The sequence below is a fragment of the Rhodococcus sp. ACS1 genome (genome assembly GCF_002300155.1).
Lineage (GTDB): Bacteria > Actinomycetota > Actinomycetes > Mycobacteriales > Mycobacteriaceae > Rhodococcus_F > Rhodococcus_F koreensis.
The window spans coordinates 325,438-343,289 of record NZ_NSDZ01000001.1; the positions used below are offsets into that span (position 1 = coordinate 325,438).

16 protein-coding genes are annotated in these 17,852 nt (G+C 63.3%); 5 read left to right on the forward strand and 11 right to left on the reverse strand.

Annotated elements, in window-relative coordinates:
* Positions 1-163: 163 nt before the first annotated feature.
* Positions 164-1,363 (forward strand): acyl-CoA dehydrogenase family protein, encoded by a 1,200-nt coding sequence (locus tag CJ179_RS01500; protein WP_095860525.1) that lies wholly within the window; start codon positions 164-166, stop codon positions 1,361-1,363.
* Positions 1,364-1,436: 73 nt separating this feature from the next.
* Here the strand turns inward: CJ179_RS01500 and CJ179_RS01505 are convergent, their stop codons facing one another.
* Positions 1,437-2,261, reverse strand: a complete 825-nt coding sequence (locus CJ179_RS01505) for an enoyl-CoA hydratase/isomerase family protein (protein ID WP_257015244.1) — start codon at positions 2,259-2,261, stop codon at positions 1,437-1,439.
* A gap of 145 nt (positions 2,262-2,406) precedes the next feature.
* Here CJ179_RS01505 and CJ179_RS01510 point away from each other — a divergent pair, with 145 nt between their 5' ends.
* Entirely contained in the window at positions 2,407-2,664 is a 258-nt protein-coding gene (locus CJ179_RS01510; protein WP_073362261.1) for a hypothetical protein, read from the forward strand.
* A gap of 30 nt (positions 2,665-2,694) precedes the next feature.
* Here CJ179_RS01510 and CJ179_RS01515 read toward each other — a convergent pair whose 3' ends face one another.
* Entirely contained in the window at positions 2,695-3,081 is a 387-nt protein-coding gene (locus CJ179_RS01515; RefSeq protein ID WP_143048772.1) for a putative quinol monooxygenase, read from the reverse strand.
* A 195-nt stretch (positions 3,082-3,276) separates the two neighbouring features.
* On the opposite strand from CJ179_RS01515, the gene CJ179_RS01520 reads away from it, so the two are divergent.
* Complete coding sequence (locus CJ179_RS01520) at positions 3,277-4,026, forward strand: SDR family NAD(P)-dependent oxidoreductase (protein ID WP_073362265.1); 750 nt, start codon at positions 3,277-3,279, stop codon at positions 4,024-4,026.
* 732 nt (positions 4,027-4,758) lie between these two features.
* Here CJ179_RS01520 and CJ179_RS52095 read toward each other — a convergent pair.
* The 4 genes from CJ179_RS52095 to CJ179_RS01550 all read right to left on the reverse strand — a co-directional run bounded on the left by CJ179_RS52095 (position 4,759) and on the right by CJ179_RS01550 (position 10,718).
* Positions 4,759-5,016, reverse strand: a complete 258-nt coding sequence (locus CJ179_RS52095) for a hypothetical protein (RefSeq protein WP_073362266.1) — start codon at positions 5,014-5,016, stop codon at positions 4,759-4,761.
* Positions 5,013-6,188 carry an amidohydrolase family protein gene (locus CJ179_RS01530; RefSeq protein ID WP_073362267.1) on the reverse strand — a complete coding sequence of 392 codons (1,176 nt, stop codon included), beginning with the start codon at positions 6,186-6,188 and terminating at the stop codon, positions 5,013-5,015. The genes CJ179_RS52095 and CJ179_RS01530 overlap by 4 nt, the downstream gene beginning before the upstream one ends.
* A gap of 1,617 nt (positions 6,189-7,805) precedes the next feature.
* Positions 7,806-9,446 carry a class I adenylate-forming enzyme family protein gene (locus CJ179_RS01545; RefSeq protein WP_095860527.1) on the reverse strand — a complete coding sequence of 547 codons (1,641 nt, stop codon included), beginning with the start codon at positions 9,444-9,446 and terminating at the stop codon, positions 7,806-7,808.
* Between the two features lie 57 nt (positions 9,447-9,503).
* Positions 9,504-10,718: an acyl-CoA dehydrogenase family protein gene (locus CJ179_RS01550; RefSeq protein WP_073362274.1), complete on the reverse strand. Its 1,215-nt coding sequence runs from the start codon at positions 10,716-10,718 to the stop codon at positions 9,504-9,506.
* Between the two features lie 133 nt (positions 10,719-10,851).
* Between CJ179_RS01550 and CJ179_RS01555 the strand changes: the two genes are divergently transcribed.
* Positions 10,852-12,021, forward strand: coding sequence for a CaiB/BaiF CoA-transferase family protein (locus tag CJ179_RS01555; RefSeq protein WP_205415322.1), 1,170 nt, complete (start codon positions 10,852-10,854; stop codon positions 12,019-12,021).
* 59 nt (positions 12,022-12,080) lie between these two features.
* Here CJ179_RS01555 and CJ179_RS01560 read toward each other — a convergent pair whose 3' ends face one another.
* The 3 genes from CJ179_RS01560 to CJ179_RS01570 form a co-directional block, all read right to left on the reverse strand.
* The gene (locus tag CJ179_RS01560) at positions 12,081-12,779 is read right to left on the reverse strand and encodes a TetR/AcrR family transcriptional regulator (RefSeq protein ID WP_073362277.1); all 699 of its coding nucleotides are present in this window, start codon (positions 12,777-12,779) and stop codon (positions 12,081-12,083) included.
* 3 nt (positions 12,780-12,782) lie between these two features.
* Entirely contained in the window at positions 12,783-13,574 is a 792-nt protein-coding gene (locus CJ179_RS01565; RefSeq protein WP_073362279.1) for an enoyl-CoA hydratase-related protein, read from the reverse strand.
* A gap of 137 nt (positions 13,575-13,711) precedes the next feature.
* On the reverse strand, positions 13,712-14,398 hold the full coding sequence (locus CJ179_RS01570; RefSeq protein WP_143048771.1) for a TetR/AcrR family transcriptional regulator: 687 nt from the start codon (positions 14,396-14,398) through the stop codon (positions 13,712-13,714).
* Between the two features lie 272 nt (positions 14,399-14,670).
* Between CJ179_RS01570 and CJ179_RS01575 the strand changes: the two genes are divergently transcribed.
* A complete protein-coding gene (locus CJ179_RS01575) occupies positions 14,671-15,840 on the forward strand; it encodes a MaoC family dehydratase N-terminal domain-containing protein (RefSeq protein WP_095861027.1) in 1,170 nt (389 codons plus the stop codon).
* Positions 15,841-16,250: 410 nt separating this feature from the next.
* On the opposite strand, the gene CJ179_RS01580 is transcribed toward CJ179_RS01575, so the two are convergent.
* Both CJ179_RS01580 and CJ179_RS01585 read right to left on the reverse strand, forming a co-directional pair.
* The gene (locus CJ179_RS01580) at positions 16,251-16,940 is read right to left on the reverse strand and encodes an alpha/beta fold hydrolase (RefSeq protein WP_095860528.1); all 690 of its coding nucleotides are present in this window, start codon (positions 16,938-16,940) and stop codon (positions 16,251-16,253) included.
* A gap of 2 nt (positions 16,941-16,942) precedes the next feature.
* Positions 16,943-17,797, reverse strand: a complete 855-nt coding sequence (locus CJ179_RS01585) for a MaoC/PaaZ C-terminal domain-containing protein (protein ID WP_073362286.1) — start codon at positions 17,795-17,797, stop codon at positions 16,943-16,945.
* Positions 17,798-17,852 lie beyond the last annotated feature (55 nt).

Consider the following 17,852-nt stretch of genomic DNA (forward strand, 5'->3'; position numbering starts at 1 on the left):
GTGGTGCACAGACGTGCGGAAACACCGACTCGAGGGTGCACGATCGGGCGACTCAGCAGATTCCGACACGTTCGATGATTGAGACAGAGAAGCGCACTGCTGTAGTGTCTACTTTCATTCGTCGACGGGACGATCGAACTCCGGAAAACTTGGGAGCGACGCGGTGACCCTCGAAATTGAGCTCGGCCCCGAGGCCGACATTTTTCGCGCAGAAGTGCGGAACTGGCTAGAGACCAACAGACCTGCCGAACTGATCGGCGTGGACCCCGACCATGCCACGACCGCCCAGAATGCGGCATTGGCCGACTGGGCCGAAACTGTCCACCGGGCCGGTCTGATGTGCATTTCATGGTCGGTTGAACATGGCGGGCGAGGCCTCTCCTCTATCGAGATGTCGGTATTGGACGAGGAATTCGCACGGGCTGATGTCCCACGACCGACCCGCGGCGTCGGCGAATGGCTGGTCGCGCCTGCGATCATGGCCTGGGGTACGGACGAGCAGAAGAAGTACTTTCTTCCGCGGATTCTCGATGGCACCGACGTTTATTGCCAGGGGTTCTCCGAGCCGGAAGCCGGCTCAGACCTTGCCTCACTCCGTACGGCGGGGCGCATAGACGGTGATGAGATCGTCGTGAGCGGACAGAAGGTGTGGACGTCCGGCGCCACTCGCGCGAACATGCTGTTCTGTCTGTGTCGCACCGACCCTGATGCTCCGCGGCATCGCGGGATCTCCTACGTACTGATCCCGATGCGGCACCCGGATGGCTCGGCGAACGGTATCGAGCTACGCCCGATCCGACAGATGACCGGCGACTCCGATTTCACGGAGACGTTTCTCGATGAAGCGCGTGCGCCCGTCGACAACATCATCGGAGGCGTGAACAACGGGTGGAACGTCACGATGACGACGTTAGGGAGCGAGCGTGCGGGTAGCACAACAACGCAGCACCTTCCCTTTGCACGCCAGTTGCGGATGGCGATTGAGCTCGCACAATCCAATGGGACCAACACCGATCCGGTAGTACGCCAGCAGCTTGCGTGGGCTCATACGCATGTCGAAATCATGCGATATCAGGGCCTAGCGTCCCTCAGCGACGCGATCGCAGGTCGTACGGCCGGTGCACGAGCATCGATCATCAAGATGTTCTGGTCGGAGTATTCACGCGTATTCCTCGATCGGATGGCGAATGTGCGGGGGGCGGAGGCGATGATCCTCCCGATGCAGTCGGCCGGTCGGTACGAACCGGACTATTGGACGGCGAGCATGCTTCAGAGCCGTTCGAGCACGATCTGGGGTGGCACGGCTGAAGTCCAGCGCAACATCGTCGCGGAACGCGTACTGGGACTTCCACGCGGAAACTGACGCCTGTCCGGCGTCGGGGATGGCGGCTTCCGAAACCTTCGAATTGCCGCCGTCCCCTACGTCGGTCGCCTTGTTACGATCGCCCCGGCCAGGCGCCGGTGAACCGTGGGGCGCGCTTCTCGACGAACGCCGCCCGTGCCTCAGTTGAGTCACTCGACCCGAGATTGTCGATCTGCGCCATCGATTCACGGTCGAGACTCTCGTCGAGCGATGACGACCCGCCTGCAGTCAACAGGCGCTTGGTGACCAGCTGGGCGATCGGCGCGCCGAGCAGAAGTCGCTCGACGAGTAGGTCCATCGCCTCGTCCAACGCCCCGTCCGGTACCACCCGATTCAGCAGACCCAGTTCTCTGGCTTCCGCGGCCGACACGATGTCACCGGTCAGGCACAGCTCCTTCGCACGGTGCAATCCGATCAGCCGCGGAAGGATCCACGATCCACCGCAGTCGATCGACAATCCGCGGCGTACGAAGATTTCGGAGAATCGACTCTTTTCCGTCGCTACGGTGAGATCGCACGCCAGAGCGAGGTTCATACCCGCCCCCACCGCGTCGCCGTCAACCCTCGCAATGGTGACTTTCGGCAGACGATGCAGCGCAAGCACAACGGAGTTGATCACCTCCATCTGGCCCAGCGGGTGCATCCGCGGCGACGGGGCAGCGAGATCCGCACCCGAGCAGAACGAGCCCCCCGCACCGGTGAGGATCACGATACGGATCGCCGGATCGAGAGCGATCTCGTCGAGGACGGCTCGGAGCTCCTGCCACATCGCCCAACTCATCGCATTCTTACGGTTCGGCTTGTTCAACGTCACGGTGACGACTTCGGCGTTTCGGTTGTCCCTGGCGAGGAGGATCCCCGTCTCGGTGGGGGTCGCGGTTTCGGTTGTTGTGCTCACGGCATCTCTTTCTTCACAGATTGGTCGCTCACCGACGCCTACGGCCGCGGGCGTCGAAGCGATTGGCATCAAACCGATGTTATCGAAGTAACTACTATCCGTACTAGACTGAGCGGGTACTAGCCCCCGCAATAGAGGTGGAACCGTGAAGTTCGTCGTCATCGCGACTCCCGTGCCGTCTGTCGACCGCACTCCCCTACAGGCAGAGGAGACTCGCGCCGTGCAGAGCCTGCACAGCCGAGGTGTCATCGAACGCGTGTACTCGCGAGTCGATGGCGCGCAGTCGTACACGTTTGTCGAGGCAGAGTCCGCCGCGGCGGCGCGAGCCGAGATCGAACACCTGCCCTTCTATATCGCCGGCGCGATGACCGTCGAAATCCACGAGGTCAGGCACGTTCTGTAACTCGACACATCACACGATCGGGCGCAGCCCTCACTCCCCCGTGACGAGGCGGGCCAGGTCGAGACCATGCCCGAACAGCGGTCGACAGGTGATCACCTCGAAAGGCACCGAGATCAAGGGCGCAAGGCGCCCCCGGAGTTCGGCACCGTTGTCGCGGTGGAGATCCCGATCATGCGGGCTCGCCCACAGTTCGTAGAGCCACACGTGTTGATCGTTCTCTTCGTCCACCTGGACGGTCTGGACCAGCGTACCGGGCTCAGTCGCGTCGAGCGCGACAATCTCCCGCAGTATCTCGAGCACCGCGTCGCGGTTCGCGTCGTCAACCGTGACGCGGGTGAGTGTCACGAATGCGTCGGGATGGTGAACCATCAATGCCTCCATTGCCGCCGCGCCGTGCGCGGTGTCGCCAAGTTCCATGGACCACACTAAGTATAGTGCCTACTTGACTTGTCTGCGACGGCGTCATTAGGCTCGGTTTTCCAGCGGCGTGGGTACAGAGCGGGACGACTATGGCCGGCACACCGGCGAGTCGATCATCGCACCGGAGTCGCCTCGCCATGCTCCGGTCCGCCGCGAAGCCACTACCGTTGCGACAGAACAGGAGATATCCCAATGGGGAGGCTCGAAGGTAAGGTCGCCTTCATTTCCGGCGCCACCCGCGGTCCAGGACGCCGCCACGCTGTCCGACTGGCTTCCGCCGGCGCCGACATCGTCGCTGTCGACGCGAGCGGTCGGATCGACACCGTCGACCATCCACTTGCAACTGTGGACGAGTTCGAGCGGACGATCGCACAGGTGGAGGAACGGGGGCGCACAATTGTGGCGTCGTTTGTCGATGTTCGCGACCGTCAGGGCCTGCGCGCAGCGGTCGACGATGGGGTCCGAAGACTCGGACGCCTCGATCTCGTCGTCGCCGTCACCGGCAACCTGCCAGTTGCCGGCGCCGATAGCCGGGCAAGATTCGTCGACGCCGTGGACGCAGACCTCATCGGGGTGATGAATACCGTGGCGGTGTGTCTGCCGCACCTGAAGCCGGGTTCGTCGATCGTCGTTGTCATCACGTCGGCGGCGCCGGGCACCGCGAGGGGCACGCCAGCACCTGAACCTACGGGTCGGACATGGGCGCGACGGGCGGTCATGCGTTATGTCGACGCCCTCGCCCGACAGCTGGTTCCGCACGGAATCCGAGTCCACACTGTGCACGAGACCGTGGGGGAATGCGGGCGCGACAGCGACAATACGTTCAGCGAGGTGGCATCTACCCGAGCGGAGCACGAGGTGGGAATCGTCCGTCGAGCAGCGGACAATTGCGATCCGATCGGCGGCAGGCCAGGTGAAGCCGATCTCGATGTCCTTCCATGACGAACGTCGCCCGGCCTGATCGAGGCGATGGCGTTTGATGAGTCACGCGCTGCGCCCATTGGTGGTCGATCCTGCCCAGGCTCACGTTGCGCTCCACCGTAGCGCGGTCGTTGGTCGCCATCGAGGTTGCTCGGCTCGCTTTCACCCGGGGTCCTCGCAGACCACACCGTAGCCGAGGCATTGGCTGCAGTTGTCGACTGCTTTTGTCTGCCTGCCGGACAAGGTCGGGCGCACGACCAGCGGTGAGTCTGAGTTTGCCAGGCTCCCGCTCCCGTCCCCCTCGGCCAGGGCGCGGAGGATTCGGGTGGCGGTGATGTTCTAGCCGGTCGCTGGTGGGCCTCAGTTTCGGAGATCGGTTTGACCAGGGCATCCACTCGGCCTGGAAGTGCTCCGGCCGAGCTCTAGGGCAGTCACACAGGTCATCCATTCGCTGCTCTGAGTCATCGACCTGATCGGACCCTCGGGCTGACGGAAGTTCGCCGACGACGGTGGCGGCGGCGCCGGATTGCCTCGGCGCTGCCGCAACCGTCGACGTATGAGAGTCGGCGAAACCTGCACGTCGCAGAACGGGCGGATTGGACCGTGCTTGATGCTCAGCTCCAGAGGGGCCGACGCGCGCTTTCCTCCCATTTGTGCGACCAGCCTTGAACACAATCGGTAGAGCACTCACCGGCGGGGTCGCGTAGACCGATCGGCCGCGCCGAACACACGTTTACGCTGGAGTCCTTCTCGCTAGGGTTTAGCCAGTGCGGTTGGCCCGTGCGCTACGGCGTCGCGACAGCTCAGGAGGGCGTCGAGGCGCCGCTGCGTGCGACCGATGTCGTCGGCAGGTGGGTGGGACGTGTTGCGTAGGTCATCGAGTCGTTGCCGACATGCGGCTATCTCGGCGTCGAGGCGGGTCGCTGCCTCATCCAAAGTGAGCAGGTCCTGATCGTCCCAATCAGATTCACCGAGCATCTCTTCGGCCGGGATCACCGTTTCCTCACTCATGCGCGCGGGAATCGGAAGAGTTCGCGGGCATTGGTCTCGACGATCTGGTGCACTTCGTCGGATGGCACGGCGTGGCACATCTCCTCGACGATCTTGCGGCTGTTCGGCCAGAACGAGTCCGAGTGCGGATAGTCGCACTCCCACATCAGGCGATCGACGCCGATCGCGTGGCGGTTGTCGATGCCGTACTGGTCGACGATGAAGCAGCCCCAGATGTTCCGCCGGAACAGTTCGGAGGGACGCACACTCTGGTTGATGTTCTGATAGAACCGATGCCGCTCCCAGATCAGGTCCGCGCGCTCCAGTAGCCACGGGATCCAGCCTGTCCCCCCTTCCGAGAGAGCGACCTTTAGATTCGGAAACGTGTGAAACACCGGAGAGAAGAGCAGATCCGAAGTCGCGGCCATCGAATTAGTCCCCATCAGATTCATCATGACGGCCATGGGTGCGTCGTCGGACGTTCGCTGCACCTGACCCGATGTCCCGAAGTGAAGATTGATCACGATGCCGCGTTCCTCCAGGACCGCAAAGAGCGGGTTCCAGTGCGTGGAGTGGAACGAGGGATAGCCCAGCTTGGCTGGATTCTCCGGAAGCGAGATCGAGCGGATGTCGTGGTCGGCGATTCGATCGAGTTCAGCGATCGACTCATCGAGGTCCCAGAATGGCAGAATCGCCATCGGGATGAATCGGTCCGGATAGGGGGTGAACCACTCCTCGATCACGAAGTCGTTCCAGGCCCTGATGCAGAGTCGGGCGAGTTCGCGATCGGCGAGGGTGCTGAAGAGGGTGCCCGCAAAACGCGGAAACGATGGGAACAGCAGAGCCGCCTGCACACCGTCGACATCCATATCGTTGACCCTCGCCGCCGGGTCGTAGCAGCCTGGCAGCATCTCGTCGAACCGGACCGGGTCGGTGCCGAGTTGATCGCGCGGCTTTCCGGCCACGGCGTTGAGTCCGAGCTCGGGATAGATCTGTCCGTCGAGCTGCCACACCTGACGGCCCTTCGAGACCTTCTGCCCGAATCCGTAGGAGTCGATCTCGTCGCCGGTCGTCTCCACGATCATCGGTCCAATGTCACGGTATTTCTGCGGCAGGCGGTCTCGCCAGACATTGGGGTGCTCGATGAGATGGTCATCGACTGAGACCAGGTGCATGTGTGATTCGAGTGGCATGAAGTCTCCTTTTGCCAAGCAGAATTGTGTGGGGGTCTGTTCGACTCGAAATATGGTGCCGATCACACATGTTAGACGTTTGTGGTCTATATCATCAAGGGCTGCTGACGCTTTCATGTTCGCAAGCACAATCGAAAAGCACGGTGTCAGCTTTCAGGACGGGCGGGTGAATGATGTCTTCGTTTGATGCTGGCGGAGTTGACCGCGCTGCGAGCAGTTGAACCTTCCTGATATCCACTGCGGGGAGTTGTCCGGTGGGTGCGCTCGCGGTCGATCGGATCCGATTTTGATGCTTGCGTTCATGCCCGGACATTCCGTTGAGGTCTGCTGTTGTCGCACGCGGGAATCGTTCGGCAACTAGGTGTTTCACTCCAGATGCCAATTTGGTGGCGAGCACGGCATGAGCTGGCCGTGTTTTCGTGGGATATGCCGGCGACAAGTCCGGCATCCGCGGATCGCGACCAGATCATCACCGCCACGTCTGTCACACCACTGAAATGAAGCACAGTTTGCGTCAAAGGCGTTCGCGTCTGCTGGCGCTCCCCCTCCGGATCAACCGCGGCACCCTACCGAGGGTTTCGCGCGTACGGGTGCAGCCGCCACCAAGCCCGTATCACTCTCATTCAACCCGGAGCCGCCGTTGGTGGTGAACCTCGTCGGAGCTGCGGCTCGGCGTCAGCAAGCGCAAAGCCATCCCACGCGGCACCGTCGGGTCCGCCCCGCGGAGGGACCCGACGGGATGAGCGCGTTCGTCAAGGAACGACCAGTGGCGCACTACTTCGCGCGACCCAGAAGGTCGCCTCCGCGATCAGGAAGGTATGTCGTCCAACATCTTCAACGTCATGCCACTAGAAGAATCCGGCCACTCGGTGTGCTCTAGCGGTAGGCCTCGATCGAGCGCGGCCATCACGGAGAGCCCATAGATGTGCTCGGAGGAGGTGACACCTTGTTGAAGTCGAGCCAACTGGAGCCTCGCAGCTGCTCGGAGCCGACGGTTGTACTCGCTGATATCGATCGCGAAGGCGGCTGCAACGTTTTCCGGAGTGGGCCCTCCGAGCGGTTCCCAGAGAAGCGCAAAGTCGAGAATGTCGTTGTCGCGATCGCTGTGCCACATTTGAATTCGGCCTCGTTGCCTACTCTATTTTGCGGTTGTTCGTGGGATCTGTCGGACCGCTCGGTGCCCTGGTCGATCCAAATCGAACATTGAGGGTCCTAAGGAACGGGCTGAGCGCCGCTCGTTCGGCCGTAGTGCGGATATGCGCTTGCCAAGCTGCGTAGTTCTTCTCGAGTACAGTCGGATTCAGGAACTACCTGCCACAAACGGTCGATGAACCGGTGCGATGTCATTCCGAAGTGGACGAATATTTCCGCCTCGGTTGCGCCACCGTATGGTGCCCACTTGCTGGCGAACGCGATGAGGAGCTCTGCCTCAGGACTTCTGTGTTTGCGGTCGACGTCGATCGAAGCGGCACGGCGCCTCTGACGCCGTCGGCGATACTCGTGACAGTTCATGGTTTCGTACCTTGCTCAGGAATAGATGTGCCGTGTGAATTGCGCGCGCACGGTGGATTTCGTCCGCACGTGGTCAGCCTCGCTCGTTTCGCGCCAGACGGGTGATCAGTGCGACGAAGGGGTACTGACCGAGGACATCTCGGCGATCCACTCGTCGCGCACGGTGCGTTTGACGACCTTTCCGGTGGCGTTCTGAGGTAGTGGTTTCAGACTGATTCGCCACCGGGTAGGTACCTCGAAATACGCGAGTTGCTCGCGTGCGAACGCGGCCAGTTCCTCCTCGGTTACGGTCGAGTCGTCACGGAGAACGACGATCGCACCGACCTCTTCTCCGAGGTTCGGGTGGGGTAGCCCGACCACGGCCACCTCCCGGACGCCGGGGTGCTCGAGCAAACGGTTCTCCACGTGGGGTGTGGCTATGTTTTCACCACCGCGGATCACGATGTCTTTGCGGCGGTCGGTGACATAGAGGAACCCATCGTTGTCGAGCCGGCCGATGTCGCCGGTCCGTAGCCACCGGTCCGGTGTGATCGGATCGTCGACGGGCTCGAGTGAGCGCTCCTCCGCGGTCCAGTACTGCAACATTACCGATGGGCTGCGGACGAGGATCTCGCCTTCGCCGTTCTCGTCCGGGTTTTCGATCCGGATGGTGACGACGGGTAGTGGGCGTCCCACAGAACCGGGCCTGTTGACGAGGTCGGCGCCGATCCCGGTGGCCAGGACACCACCGCCCTCGCTGAGCCCGTAGGTGACCGCAACGCCCCGGGAGGCGTTGGGAAACCATCGCGGAACCTTGTTCCGCAGCTGGGCCCCGACCGGGGAACCGCCCAGACCGACCGTTCGCACTGATGAGGCACCTTCGTGCCCCACTGCCTCCATGTGGTCCATGACGCGGCTGACCAGCGTTGGAACCGTCGACCACACTGATACCTGTTCCTCGTCGAGCAATCGTAGAACCTTCTGCGGATCGAACCGTCCCTCTGTGAAGACGAGGGATCCGCCCGCGAGCATCGGGGTGATGATCTGCTGCAGTCCACCGACGTGGAAGAGAGGGATACTCAGCAGCGCAGTGCTCGGTGCGGGCAACTTGCTGCTGGCCCCTGGGAGGCGGCGGGTCAGCAGCGCGAGGCTCTGCAGGGTCGCCAGGACGCCTCGGTGTGAGAGGACTGCCCCCTTGGGCAGGCCTGTTGTTCCGGAGGTGAACAGGACGATCGCGGCGTCGTCCTCGGTTGCGGTAGGACGGGTGATCGCGGGGGCGGCGTCGCCTTCGAGTGTGCTTGTGATGTCGGCGAAATCGATCCGCTCTTGGGTGTCCGGCAGGAGGGGCGCCCGCACGTCGTCGGCGACGACGTAGCGGGGCGTCACTGTGCGTAGCGCGTGGTCTACTTCGGTCCGGCTCCACCAGGCGTTCGCCAGCACGACCACAGCACCCGATCTGATCGCCGCCCAGAACGCGACGACCCACTCGATTGAGTTCGCCCCGAACAGCATGACGCGATCCCCGGGGCGCACGCCGCGTTCATCGAGTAGCGCGGTGATCCGGTCGACGGCGACTTCGTGTTCCGCGAACGACATGCGTCGTGATCCCTGTACAAGGTAATTTCGATCGGTGAAGCGTCGCCCGTCGGCGAGTAGGTCCGCGATGTGATGCCGGCGCTTGACGAAGCTGAGGCACGGGTGGCCGAGGACCTCGATCTCCGCTACGTCGCTACCCCATGAATCGCCGGATTCGATGATGTCCGTCATAGTGCTCGATATTAGTATAGTGGGTATTTACTTTTCAAGAGTGCTGCACTGGACGCGTCAGCGGGGCAGCCCGAGAACGCGCTCGGCGAGAATGTTCCGCTGGACCTCGTCCGTCCCACCGCCGATGCGCAGACCGGGTTGTCCCAGGACGAGTTCTGACCACATGTAGGTTGCGGGCTCCCCGGTGTTCGCGACGATTCGGGGCCCCAAGGCATGCGATACCAACCGGCTCAGAGATGCCAGGTTGTTCGTCAATGCGAGCTTGCCGATGGACATCTCGGGACCCGGACGCTGCCCCGCCCGCAACCGTGCCTGACTCCGCAACCGGGTCCACTTCGCCACCGCAAGTTCGCTATGCAGGCGCATGAACTCCTGCCGCATCACCGGATCGTCAGCTCGCCCGAATCGGCGCAGAAGCGACGCGAGTCGTTCGGTACTGAAGATCCCGCTGCCGCCGGCGGCCGGACCACCCACCGCGGCGCGTTCGTTCATCAAGGTAGCGATCACGACCTCCCATCCCCGGTCGACCTCACCCAAGCGCAGCTCGTCCGGGATCCACACATCGGTAAGAAACACCTCGTTAAACGATGATCCGCCCGTCATCTGTCGGATCGGTTTTACCGCGACTCCCTCGCTGTCAATCGGCAACGCAAACGCAGTGAGGTTCGCGTGCCTCTTGTCAGGGTCGCCGGTGCGGCACACCAGCAAACCGAGAGCACTCAGATGTGCGCCCGAACTCCAGATCTTCTGCCCGTTGATGCGCCATCCCTCGCCCTCGCGGACCGCGCGGGTCGCGATTCCGGCCAGGTCTGAACCGGCCCCCGGCTCGCTGAACAGCTGGCACGCGACGATATCGCCGCGGTGCAGCGCAGTCAGGTAGCGGGACTTGGCGGTGTCGGACCCGTATGCGAGCAGCGTCGGGGCGACCATACCGATTCCGATGTCGTAGATGCGTTGCGCAGGAAACGTGTAATTGCGCTCGAGGCTCTGATACGCGCGTTCGTGGGCGGAGGTCATCCCGGCGCCGCCGTGCTGGGTCGGGCCGGTGATCCACCCGAATCCGGCGTCGAACCGCTGTTGCCGCCACGACCGTGCCGCGGACATTTCCGCGGCTTCCTCGTCGGGGGTCAGATCAGGGAACAGTGCGACGCGTTCAGGCGTGGACGCGTCAGCCTCGGTAGCTCCGTCACCCCTCCACTGATCGGCTGCCGATTCGAGGAATTGCCTTGCTGTGTCGATAAATTCGGAGGACACATCGACGAGGTTCGTCATGACGATTTGCTCGCTTTCCATAAGTTAGTAAGTGATATACCATCTTGCTGAGTGAGGAGCCCCTCGGTCAAGGTCCGCGGGGACTCGAGACGGGCAGCGCACCGCGCGCCCCTATCAGCAGAGGTGACAAATCGTGACGTCAGCACTAGACGGGATTCGGGTGGTCGACCTCACTGTGGCGCGGGCAGGCCCGGCGGCAGTCCGCCTCCTCGCCGAGTGGGGCGCCGAGGTCATCCGTATCGAGATCCCTGGAGAGACCGGCGGAATTGCGGCCGACCACAACAGCTCGGATTACATCAACCTGCACGGCAACAAGCGACTTGTGACCGTCGACCTCAAGGATGTCCGCGGACGGCACATCCTCGATCAACTGCTCGAGTCCGCTGACGTGCTGGTCGAGAACTTTCGGCCCCCGGTCAAGAACCGCCTCGGCATCGACTACCCGACTCTCGCACAGCGGTTCCCGCGTCTCGTGTACGCGAGTATCTCCGGATTCGGGCAGGACGGCCCACTCGGCGACAAAGGTGCGGTCGACCAAATCATCCAGGGGATGGCCGGGTTGATGAGCCTTACCGGGACCGCTGAGGCCCCGCCCACCCGGACGGGTATCGCGGTCGCTGACATGGCTGCGGGATACCTGCTCGCCAATGGCACGCTCTTGGCCCTGCTCGAGCGCCATGACAGCGGACGGGGGCAGTGGGTCCGGGTGTCCCTGATCGAGGCGTTGCTGTCGATGCTGGACTTCCAGGCCGCCCGGTGGACCGTCGACCAGGAAGTCCCGGAGCGGGTCGGCAACGACCACCCCACGATCGCGCCGATGGGAACGTTCGGCACCGCCGACGGATATCTCAACGTCGCAGCACCCAACGACCGCCTGTGGTCGCGACTGTGCGAGGCACTCGGCACTCCGGCGGAGTTGTCTGATCCGGCCTTCGCCACCGTCGCGAGCCGTTTCCATAACAGGGAGCGGCTGAAGCAATTATTGGAGAAGTTCTTCTCGTCGCAGACGCGTGCCGAGCTGACTTCGCGTCTTGACGAGTTCGGCGTCCCGTGCGGGCCGGTGAACACCGTTGAAGAGGCGTTCGATGATCCACAGGTACGCCACCTCGGCGTCGTGGAACAGATCGTCCATCCGGTCCGTGGCGACGTCGGCGTCCTTCGCAGCCCGATCACGATGAGCCGCACCTCTGCGGTATCGAAGCGTCCGGCCCCGGGTCCCAGCGCGGACACCGGGGAGGTTCTCCGCGAGCTCGGTTACACACCCGAGGCTATCGCTGAGCTTCGCAGCGACGGCGTCGTATAGCGCGTAGCGATCCCCCACGAATCGGGTCGTGCCGAGCGTGGGGGATCATCGCGGATCGGCTACTTGGAGGTCTTTTTCCGCTGCTTCTCTCGGACACCGCTGGTGAACAGCGTCGTCAGCCGTTCGGAGGCCTCTGGCAGGTCGAGCTTGCGGTAGCGCAATATCAGGTCTAGTCCGATCGCCCATTGCGATCCGAGGATCGCCCGCCTGACCAGGTCCGGTTCCAGGCCGCGGTCCGCCCACCCCATCCGATCCGCGAGGAGCACACCGATCCGGTCCAGAATCGGCTTCAACGATTCCTGATAGAGCCGTCGACCACTGCCCAGTTCGGAGTACAGGGCGACAGCCTGGATCGCCGCTGACTCCGTGTAGAAGCGCAGGCACCGCTCGTTCACGGCGTTCATGAACTCGATTCGGTCGTCGTACCGGTCGTAGAAGACCTGGATGTCGTAGGCAAGAGCGGCGAGACCGCTGCGGAGCGGCTCGACGATCGCAACCTCGTACATTTCCTCTTTGGAGGCGAGATGACGGTACAAGAACGCCTCGGTCACGCCTGCACGCTCGGCGATCTCCTTTGTCCGCGCGCCGCTGTAGCCCTGTTCGATGAACACCTCGCTGGCCGCGGCGATGATCTTCTTGCGCCGTTCGGCTGCCGATAGGCGCACCTGTTTGGGGCGCTCGACCGCTGTTCTCGAGTCAGCAGACGCGTCCTCGTCCGCGTGGGAATCCTTCGCTGTTCTGCCGGTCTGTCGTGCCATTTCTCACCGTCCCTGGAACTGTGGGCTGCGCTTGTCGAGGAAGGCTCGGCGGCCCTCCGCGAAATCCTCTGACTGTCGGCATTGTGCAGCGAGTGCTGCGAGGGCTTCCGCATCGCGGTCGCCGGCGCATTTGCGACTTTCACCCAGGGCGCGCTTTGTCGCGACGATCGCGAGCGGCGCGTTCCGGGCGATCGAACCGGCGACATCCTGCACGGTGGTCAGCAGTTCGCCGGGCGCCACGACTGCATTCACCAGCCCGGCCGCATATGCCTGCTCGCCGGACCACTTGCGCGCCGTGAAGAGCAGTTCAGCCGCGCGCGGGTATCCCACGGCGGCGACGAGTGGATCGACGTCGACATAGGCCATTCCCAGCCGCGCAGCGGGGACCCCCACTAGCGCGTCCCGCGTCGAGTACCGCAGGTCAGTCGCCAATGCCAATGCTAATCCGCCTCCGAGGCATGCTCCCTCGATCATGGCGATCGACGGGACGGGGAGCGTCCGAACTCGCGCGAGCATGGCTTCGTAGTGCGTATCCAGCGACGATGCGTCCCCTGATTGCGGAGTGTCCGCGACGGCGCTGAGGTCTGCCCCCGCGCAGAAAGCACGACCGCCAGCGCCTCGAAACACAATTACACGGGCTCCGGCGCTGCCGATCAGGTCGTCGAGGACCTGCGGGATCGCCCGCATCATCTCGGGTGTGAGTGCGTTGCGTCGTTCGGGAGTGTTCAGCACAACCCAGCCGACGCGTTCGGTCACCTCGACGAGGATCTGATCGGTCGGTGAATTGACCGTCACTACTGCACCACCTTCTGGTTTCCCGCCTGGAAGATTGTATATCGATTACTTCGATGACACGAACGGCTGTTCTGCGGGTCGATCACGACATCCAAGCATGGGCCGATGTTTTTCGCGTGCATCGCGGCGGCCTGCGCCTACCGCGGTCGTCTCCCCACACCGACCGCGAACATCGTGGTCACCTGTTCCGCCACGACAGGCACGTCCACCGGCTTGTCCTCGAGCAGGTGTTCAAGCGCGATGGTGAGATGAATGCCGATCATTGCATCGACGAAGAGATCGAGCTCGATTGCCTTCGTTGGATAGCCGGTGATGTCGGGGATGACAAGCGCGAGCACGTCGCGCAGTCGGGGGAACAGGTAGTCGGCGTAGAACTGGTTTTTTCCGGTTCCTCCCGATAGCAGCGCCGCGGCCACGAGGGGGGCGATCTCGACCATGCAGCCGAGGAGGAGTTCGTGTGTACGCCGCACCACTTCGACCCGATCGACGTCGTTGCGGGCGGCCAGCTCGCGGGTGTCGTTACTGAGAACGGTGATCATTCGATCGAGAGGTTCGTCGATCGCGAGCTGGAAAAGCTCGTCCTTCGAATGGAAGTGGCGGTACAGATACGCCTCGGTGATGCCGGCGCGGTCCGCGATGTCGCGCGACCGTGCACCGTTGACGCCTTCTTCGACGAAGACTTCGCGGGCCATGGCGATGATCTGGGTCCGGCGTTCAGCGGCGGTGAGACGCTTGCGCGCTTCCGGCCGATCGCCCGGCGCAATTGATCGGGTCATCCCCCGAACTCTAGCAGTGCCTCCCGCTGAAGCTTCGGAAATATGCACGATTGTAGTAAATGACACACCATAAAGCTGGCTAATCCCAGGCAGACCGCGTATTTAGGGCTCAGTCACATCAACTTTGATAGTAAGTACTTGACAATATTACGAGGTGGAGGCATGCTCGAATCCGAGACCGGCTCCCATCCGGGACGTTGAGGCCCAGCATGGGCACTCCGACGCCGGTCGCCCTGCGCGCGATCTCGACACGGCCCGACCGTTCGACGCGACGCCGACACGCATGACTCCCCGACCGAGCACACCGAATGGAGCTCCAGATGTCGCAATCCGTGGTCGACCACGTCACCGGTAGTGGCGAGGACAAGTACGCCAAAATCACCGACCGAGCGCTCGACGACCTACGCAGCCTGATCGGGGTTCCGATCACCGACACCGTCGAACCGTGGTGCTACGAGGCCACCCGGGACAACATCCGCCACTACGCCCACGGCATCGGCGATGACAACCCCCTGTGGTCGGATCCCGATTACGCTGCCACGACACACCATGGCACTCTCGTCGCGCCGCCCAGCTTCGCGTTCGCCCTGAGCCGGATCCTGTCCGGGTACGTCGGCGGACTGCCCGGCGTGCACGCTATGTGGGCCGGCGCGGACCTCACCTGGCACCGGCCGATCCTGCGCGACACCCGTGTCCGTACGTCGGCGTACCTGAAGGACCTCGTCGAGCACGACACACGCTTCGCGGGCCGGGCCTTTCAGCAGATCTACCACGTCGAGATCACGTCCGAGGGCGGCGAGCCGCTGGTCTCCGGCGACTCCTGGTGCTTCCGCACCGAACGTGACGCAGCGCGCGAGCGGGGTTCGAAGTACAGCGAGCAGAAGGCTCTCGGGAAGACTCGTTACACCCAGGACGATCTCGACCGCATTTACGCGCTGTACGAGCAGGAGTCGATCCAGGGCGCGAAGCCGCGATACTTCGAGGACGTGGAAGTCGGGCAGGAGCTTGCCCCGATGGGCAAGGGCCCGATGACGGTGACGGGCTTCATCGCGTTCGCACAGGGTTGGGGTGGTCTTTACATCCGCGCCAACAAGATCGCGTATCAGCAGATCAAGAAGCACCCCGGTCTCGGCATCCCCAACGCGCTCGGCATCCCCGACGTCCCCGAGCGCGTGCATTGGGAGGAGGAGCTCGCCGCCGATGTCGGCACACCCGGTGCCTACGACTACGGCCCGGAGCGTTGCTCCTGGCTGACCCACCAGCTCACGAACTGGATGGGCGACACCGGTTTTCTCGCACGGCACACGGCGCAGATCCGTCACCACAACATCGTTGGTGACGCGGTGACCATTACCGGTCGAGTAACCGACAAGAGCATTGACGAGCAGGGGCGCTCATGCGTCACGATCGAGCAGCAGGCGCATAACCAGCACGGCAACGTGTCCGCCATCGGAACCGGAGTCGTCGTGCTTCCCAATCGCGCCGTCTGAGGATCGCACGATCGCATACGGCGGATCCGCCCCCGTGTCCGCATGGGGGCGGATCCGCCGTATGCCCGCGTCAATTTCCAGCGCTCGCCCGATGTAGATCCGATCGAACGAGACACTGGTACAACTTCGGACCTACTCATGAAGTCAAACGGTCGATCAGGACGTGGCGATACTCTTCCCGGACAACTGGTCTCGAACCAGCCCGGTCGATCGCGCGTATGTGCGCTCCCGCGTGGCACTGACACCGGATTCTTCAGGCAGCCGGCGCCCCGGCCGCTTCACCTGGCCGTCGCTCATCGTGTGACATCGGGCCCTGGACGGACACGCGCCCGCCCCGACCCGTCATCACAGGAACCATTCGGTCCCCACCTATGCAGGTCGGGGCGGGCATCAGCCGTGTCATCCGCCCGTCAGGTCGGCATGCCGCACGACCGCGGGCCGGGCCACAGCTCGGCCATGAACTGTGCGATCGCCGCATTTACTTCGGAAGCGTGGGTGCGGTGTGGGTCATGGCCTGCACCTGCGACGTCGCACAGACGCGCCCGCGTCATTCGGGTCGCGATGTAGGCGCCACCGTCGAGGTAAACCTGTCGGTCCTCTACGCCGCGTACGACAAGTGTCGGCAGGTCAGACCTGGACAGGCGCTCGGCCACAATGAAATCCGTCATCCGGACGACCTGCGCCGTTTCGGCAGGCAACGACAACGCGGATGTCATACGATCAATCATCTGATTCCAGCGCGTGATCCCGGTGGGGCTACGGAATCCGGGACCGGTACTGATCAGCACGACTCCAACGACGGGTGCGGTCGTTGTCAAGGCGCATCGGAGCGCGACGTAGCCCCCCACCGAGTGCCCTACTAACACAACCGGCCGACTCGCCTGAGTTACCAGAGCCTCGAGTTCGGCGGTCGTCCTGCCGATATCGGTGTCGGTTTCGACCGAACCGTGGCGGTCGCCGTGTCCGGGGAGGTCCCAGGTGCGGACATCAATCCGAGGTGTGAACGCACGGACCTGGGCCTCCCACACAGCCCGTGAATCGCCGTAGCCGTGTGTGAGGATCATGGTCAGGCGTGGGCTCACCCCCGGTTCGGCGTCCATGTTCAACGGAATCGGAGTACCCCGTGGCTCAGGGCTGTCACGTCCCGTTCCTTTACGTCGACACGAACGAGTATCCGGTCCGATCCGGACTTCCAGGCCGAGACCACGAGGGTCTCGCCCGGGTAGACCGAGCCGGCGAATCGTCCCGACCACCCCCGTACCGCCGTCGGGTCTCCGTCGAGGAGATGGTCGACGACGGCCTTGCAGACGATGCCGTATGTGCAGAGGCCGTGCAGAATCGGACGGTCGAATCCGGCGCGGGCGGCGAACTTCGGATCGATATGCAGCGGATTGCGGTCGCCGGAGAGCCGGTAGATCGCGGCCTGCTGGGGCAGCGTCGGCACTTCCACACGCAGGTCGGGTTCGCCGTTCACTTCCCACGGTGCTGGCTGCGGGCCCGGATCTCCACCGAAACCGCCCTCACCGCGGATGAAAAGGCTGAAGCGGTTTGTGCACAGCTCGGTCCCGTCGATCGTGCGGGTGTCTGCACGAAGGACCAGCAGCGCGGCCTTTCCCTTGTCATAGACTGCCTCGACCGCCGGGGTCGTCACGATGTCCGCCTCGGGAGGCAGCGGGTTGTGGACCACGAGTTCCTGCTCGCCGTGCAGCATGGTCGACAGGTGGTAGTCCAGACCTGGGCCTTGCATGGCGGGTCGGACGGCCTCGAAGCCGGGGATGACGCTGAACGTCGGCAGCACCTTGAGCACCCGTTCATTGACGTATCCGAGTTCGTCGGCATGAACCGGATTTGCTCCGGCTCCTAGACCGAGATGATAGAGCAACACCCGGTCGGCGTCCCAGCTGTCGTGATGATCCTTCTGCGGCGTGGACACGGCGAGATCGGGATCGAGAGGCATGTATCACTCCTTGTGAGTCGGGGGGCATTACGTCTGTGCCACGGGTCGGGTACGA

Coding starts and splice junctions, on each gene's coding strand:
- CJ179_RS01515 (WP_143048772.1), bottom strand. CDS start 3,081: ATGGAACTTGGCGACACCGCGCACGGCGCGGCGGCAATGGAGGCATTG.
- CJ179_RS01520 (WP_073362265.1), top strand. CDS start 3,277: ATGGGGAGGCTCGAAGGTAAGGTCGCCTTCATTTCCGGCGCCACCCGC.
- CJ179_RS52095 (WP_073362266.1), bottom strand. CDS start 5,016: ATGAGTGAGGAAACGGTGATCCCGGCCGAAGAGATGCTCGGTGAATCT.
- CJ179_RS01530 (WP_073362267.1), bottom strand. CDS start 6,188: ATGCCACTCGAATCACACATGCACCTGGTCTCAGTCGATGACCATCTC.
- CJ179_RS01545 (WP_095860527.1), bottom strand. CDS start 9,446: ATGACGGACATCATCGAATCCGGCGATTCATGGGGTAGCGACGTAGCG.
- CJ179_RS01550 (WP_073362274.1), bottom strand. CDS start 10,718: ATGACGAACCTCGTCGATGTGTCCTCCGAATTTATCGACACAGCAAGG.
- CJ179_RS01560 (WP_073362277.1), bottom strand. CDS start 12,779: ATGGCACGACAGACCGGCAGAACAGCGAAGGATTCCCACGCGGACGAG.
- CJ179_RS01575 (WP_095861027.1), top strand. CDS start 14,671: ATGTCGCAATCCGTGGTCGACCACGTCACCGGTAGTGGCGAGGACAAG.
- CJ179_RS01580 (WP_095860528.1), bottom strand. CDS start 16,940: ATGGACGCCGAACCGGGGGTGAGCCCACGCCTGACCATGATCCTCACA.
- CJ179_RS01585 (WP_073362286.1), bottom strand. CDS start 17,797: ATGCCTCTCGATCCCGATCTCGCCGTGTCCACGCCGCAGAAGGATCAT.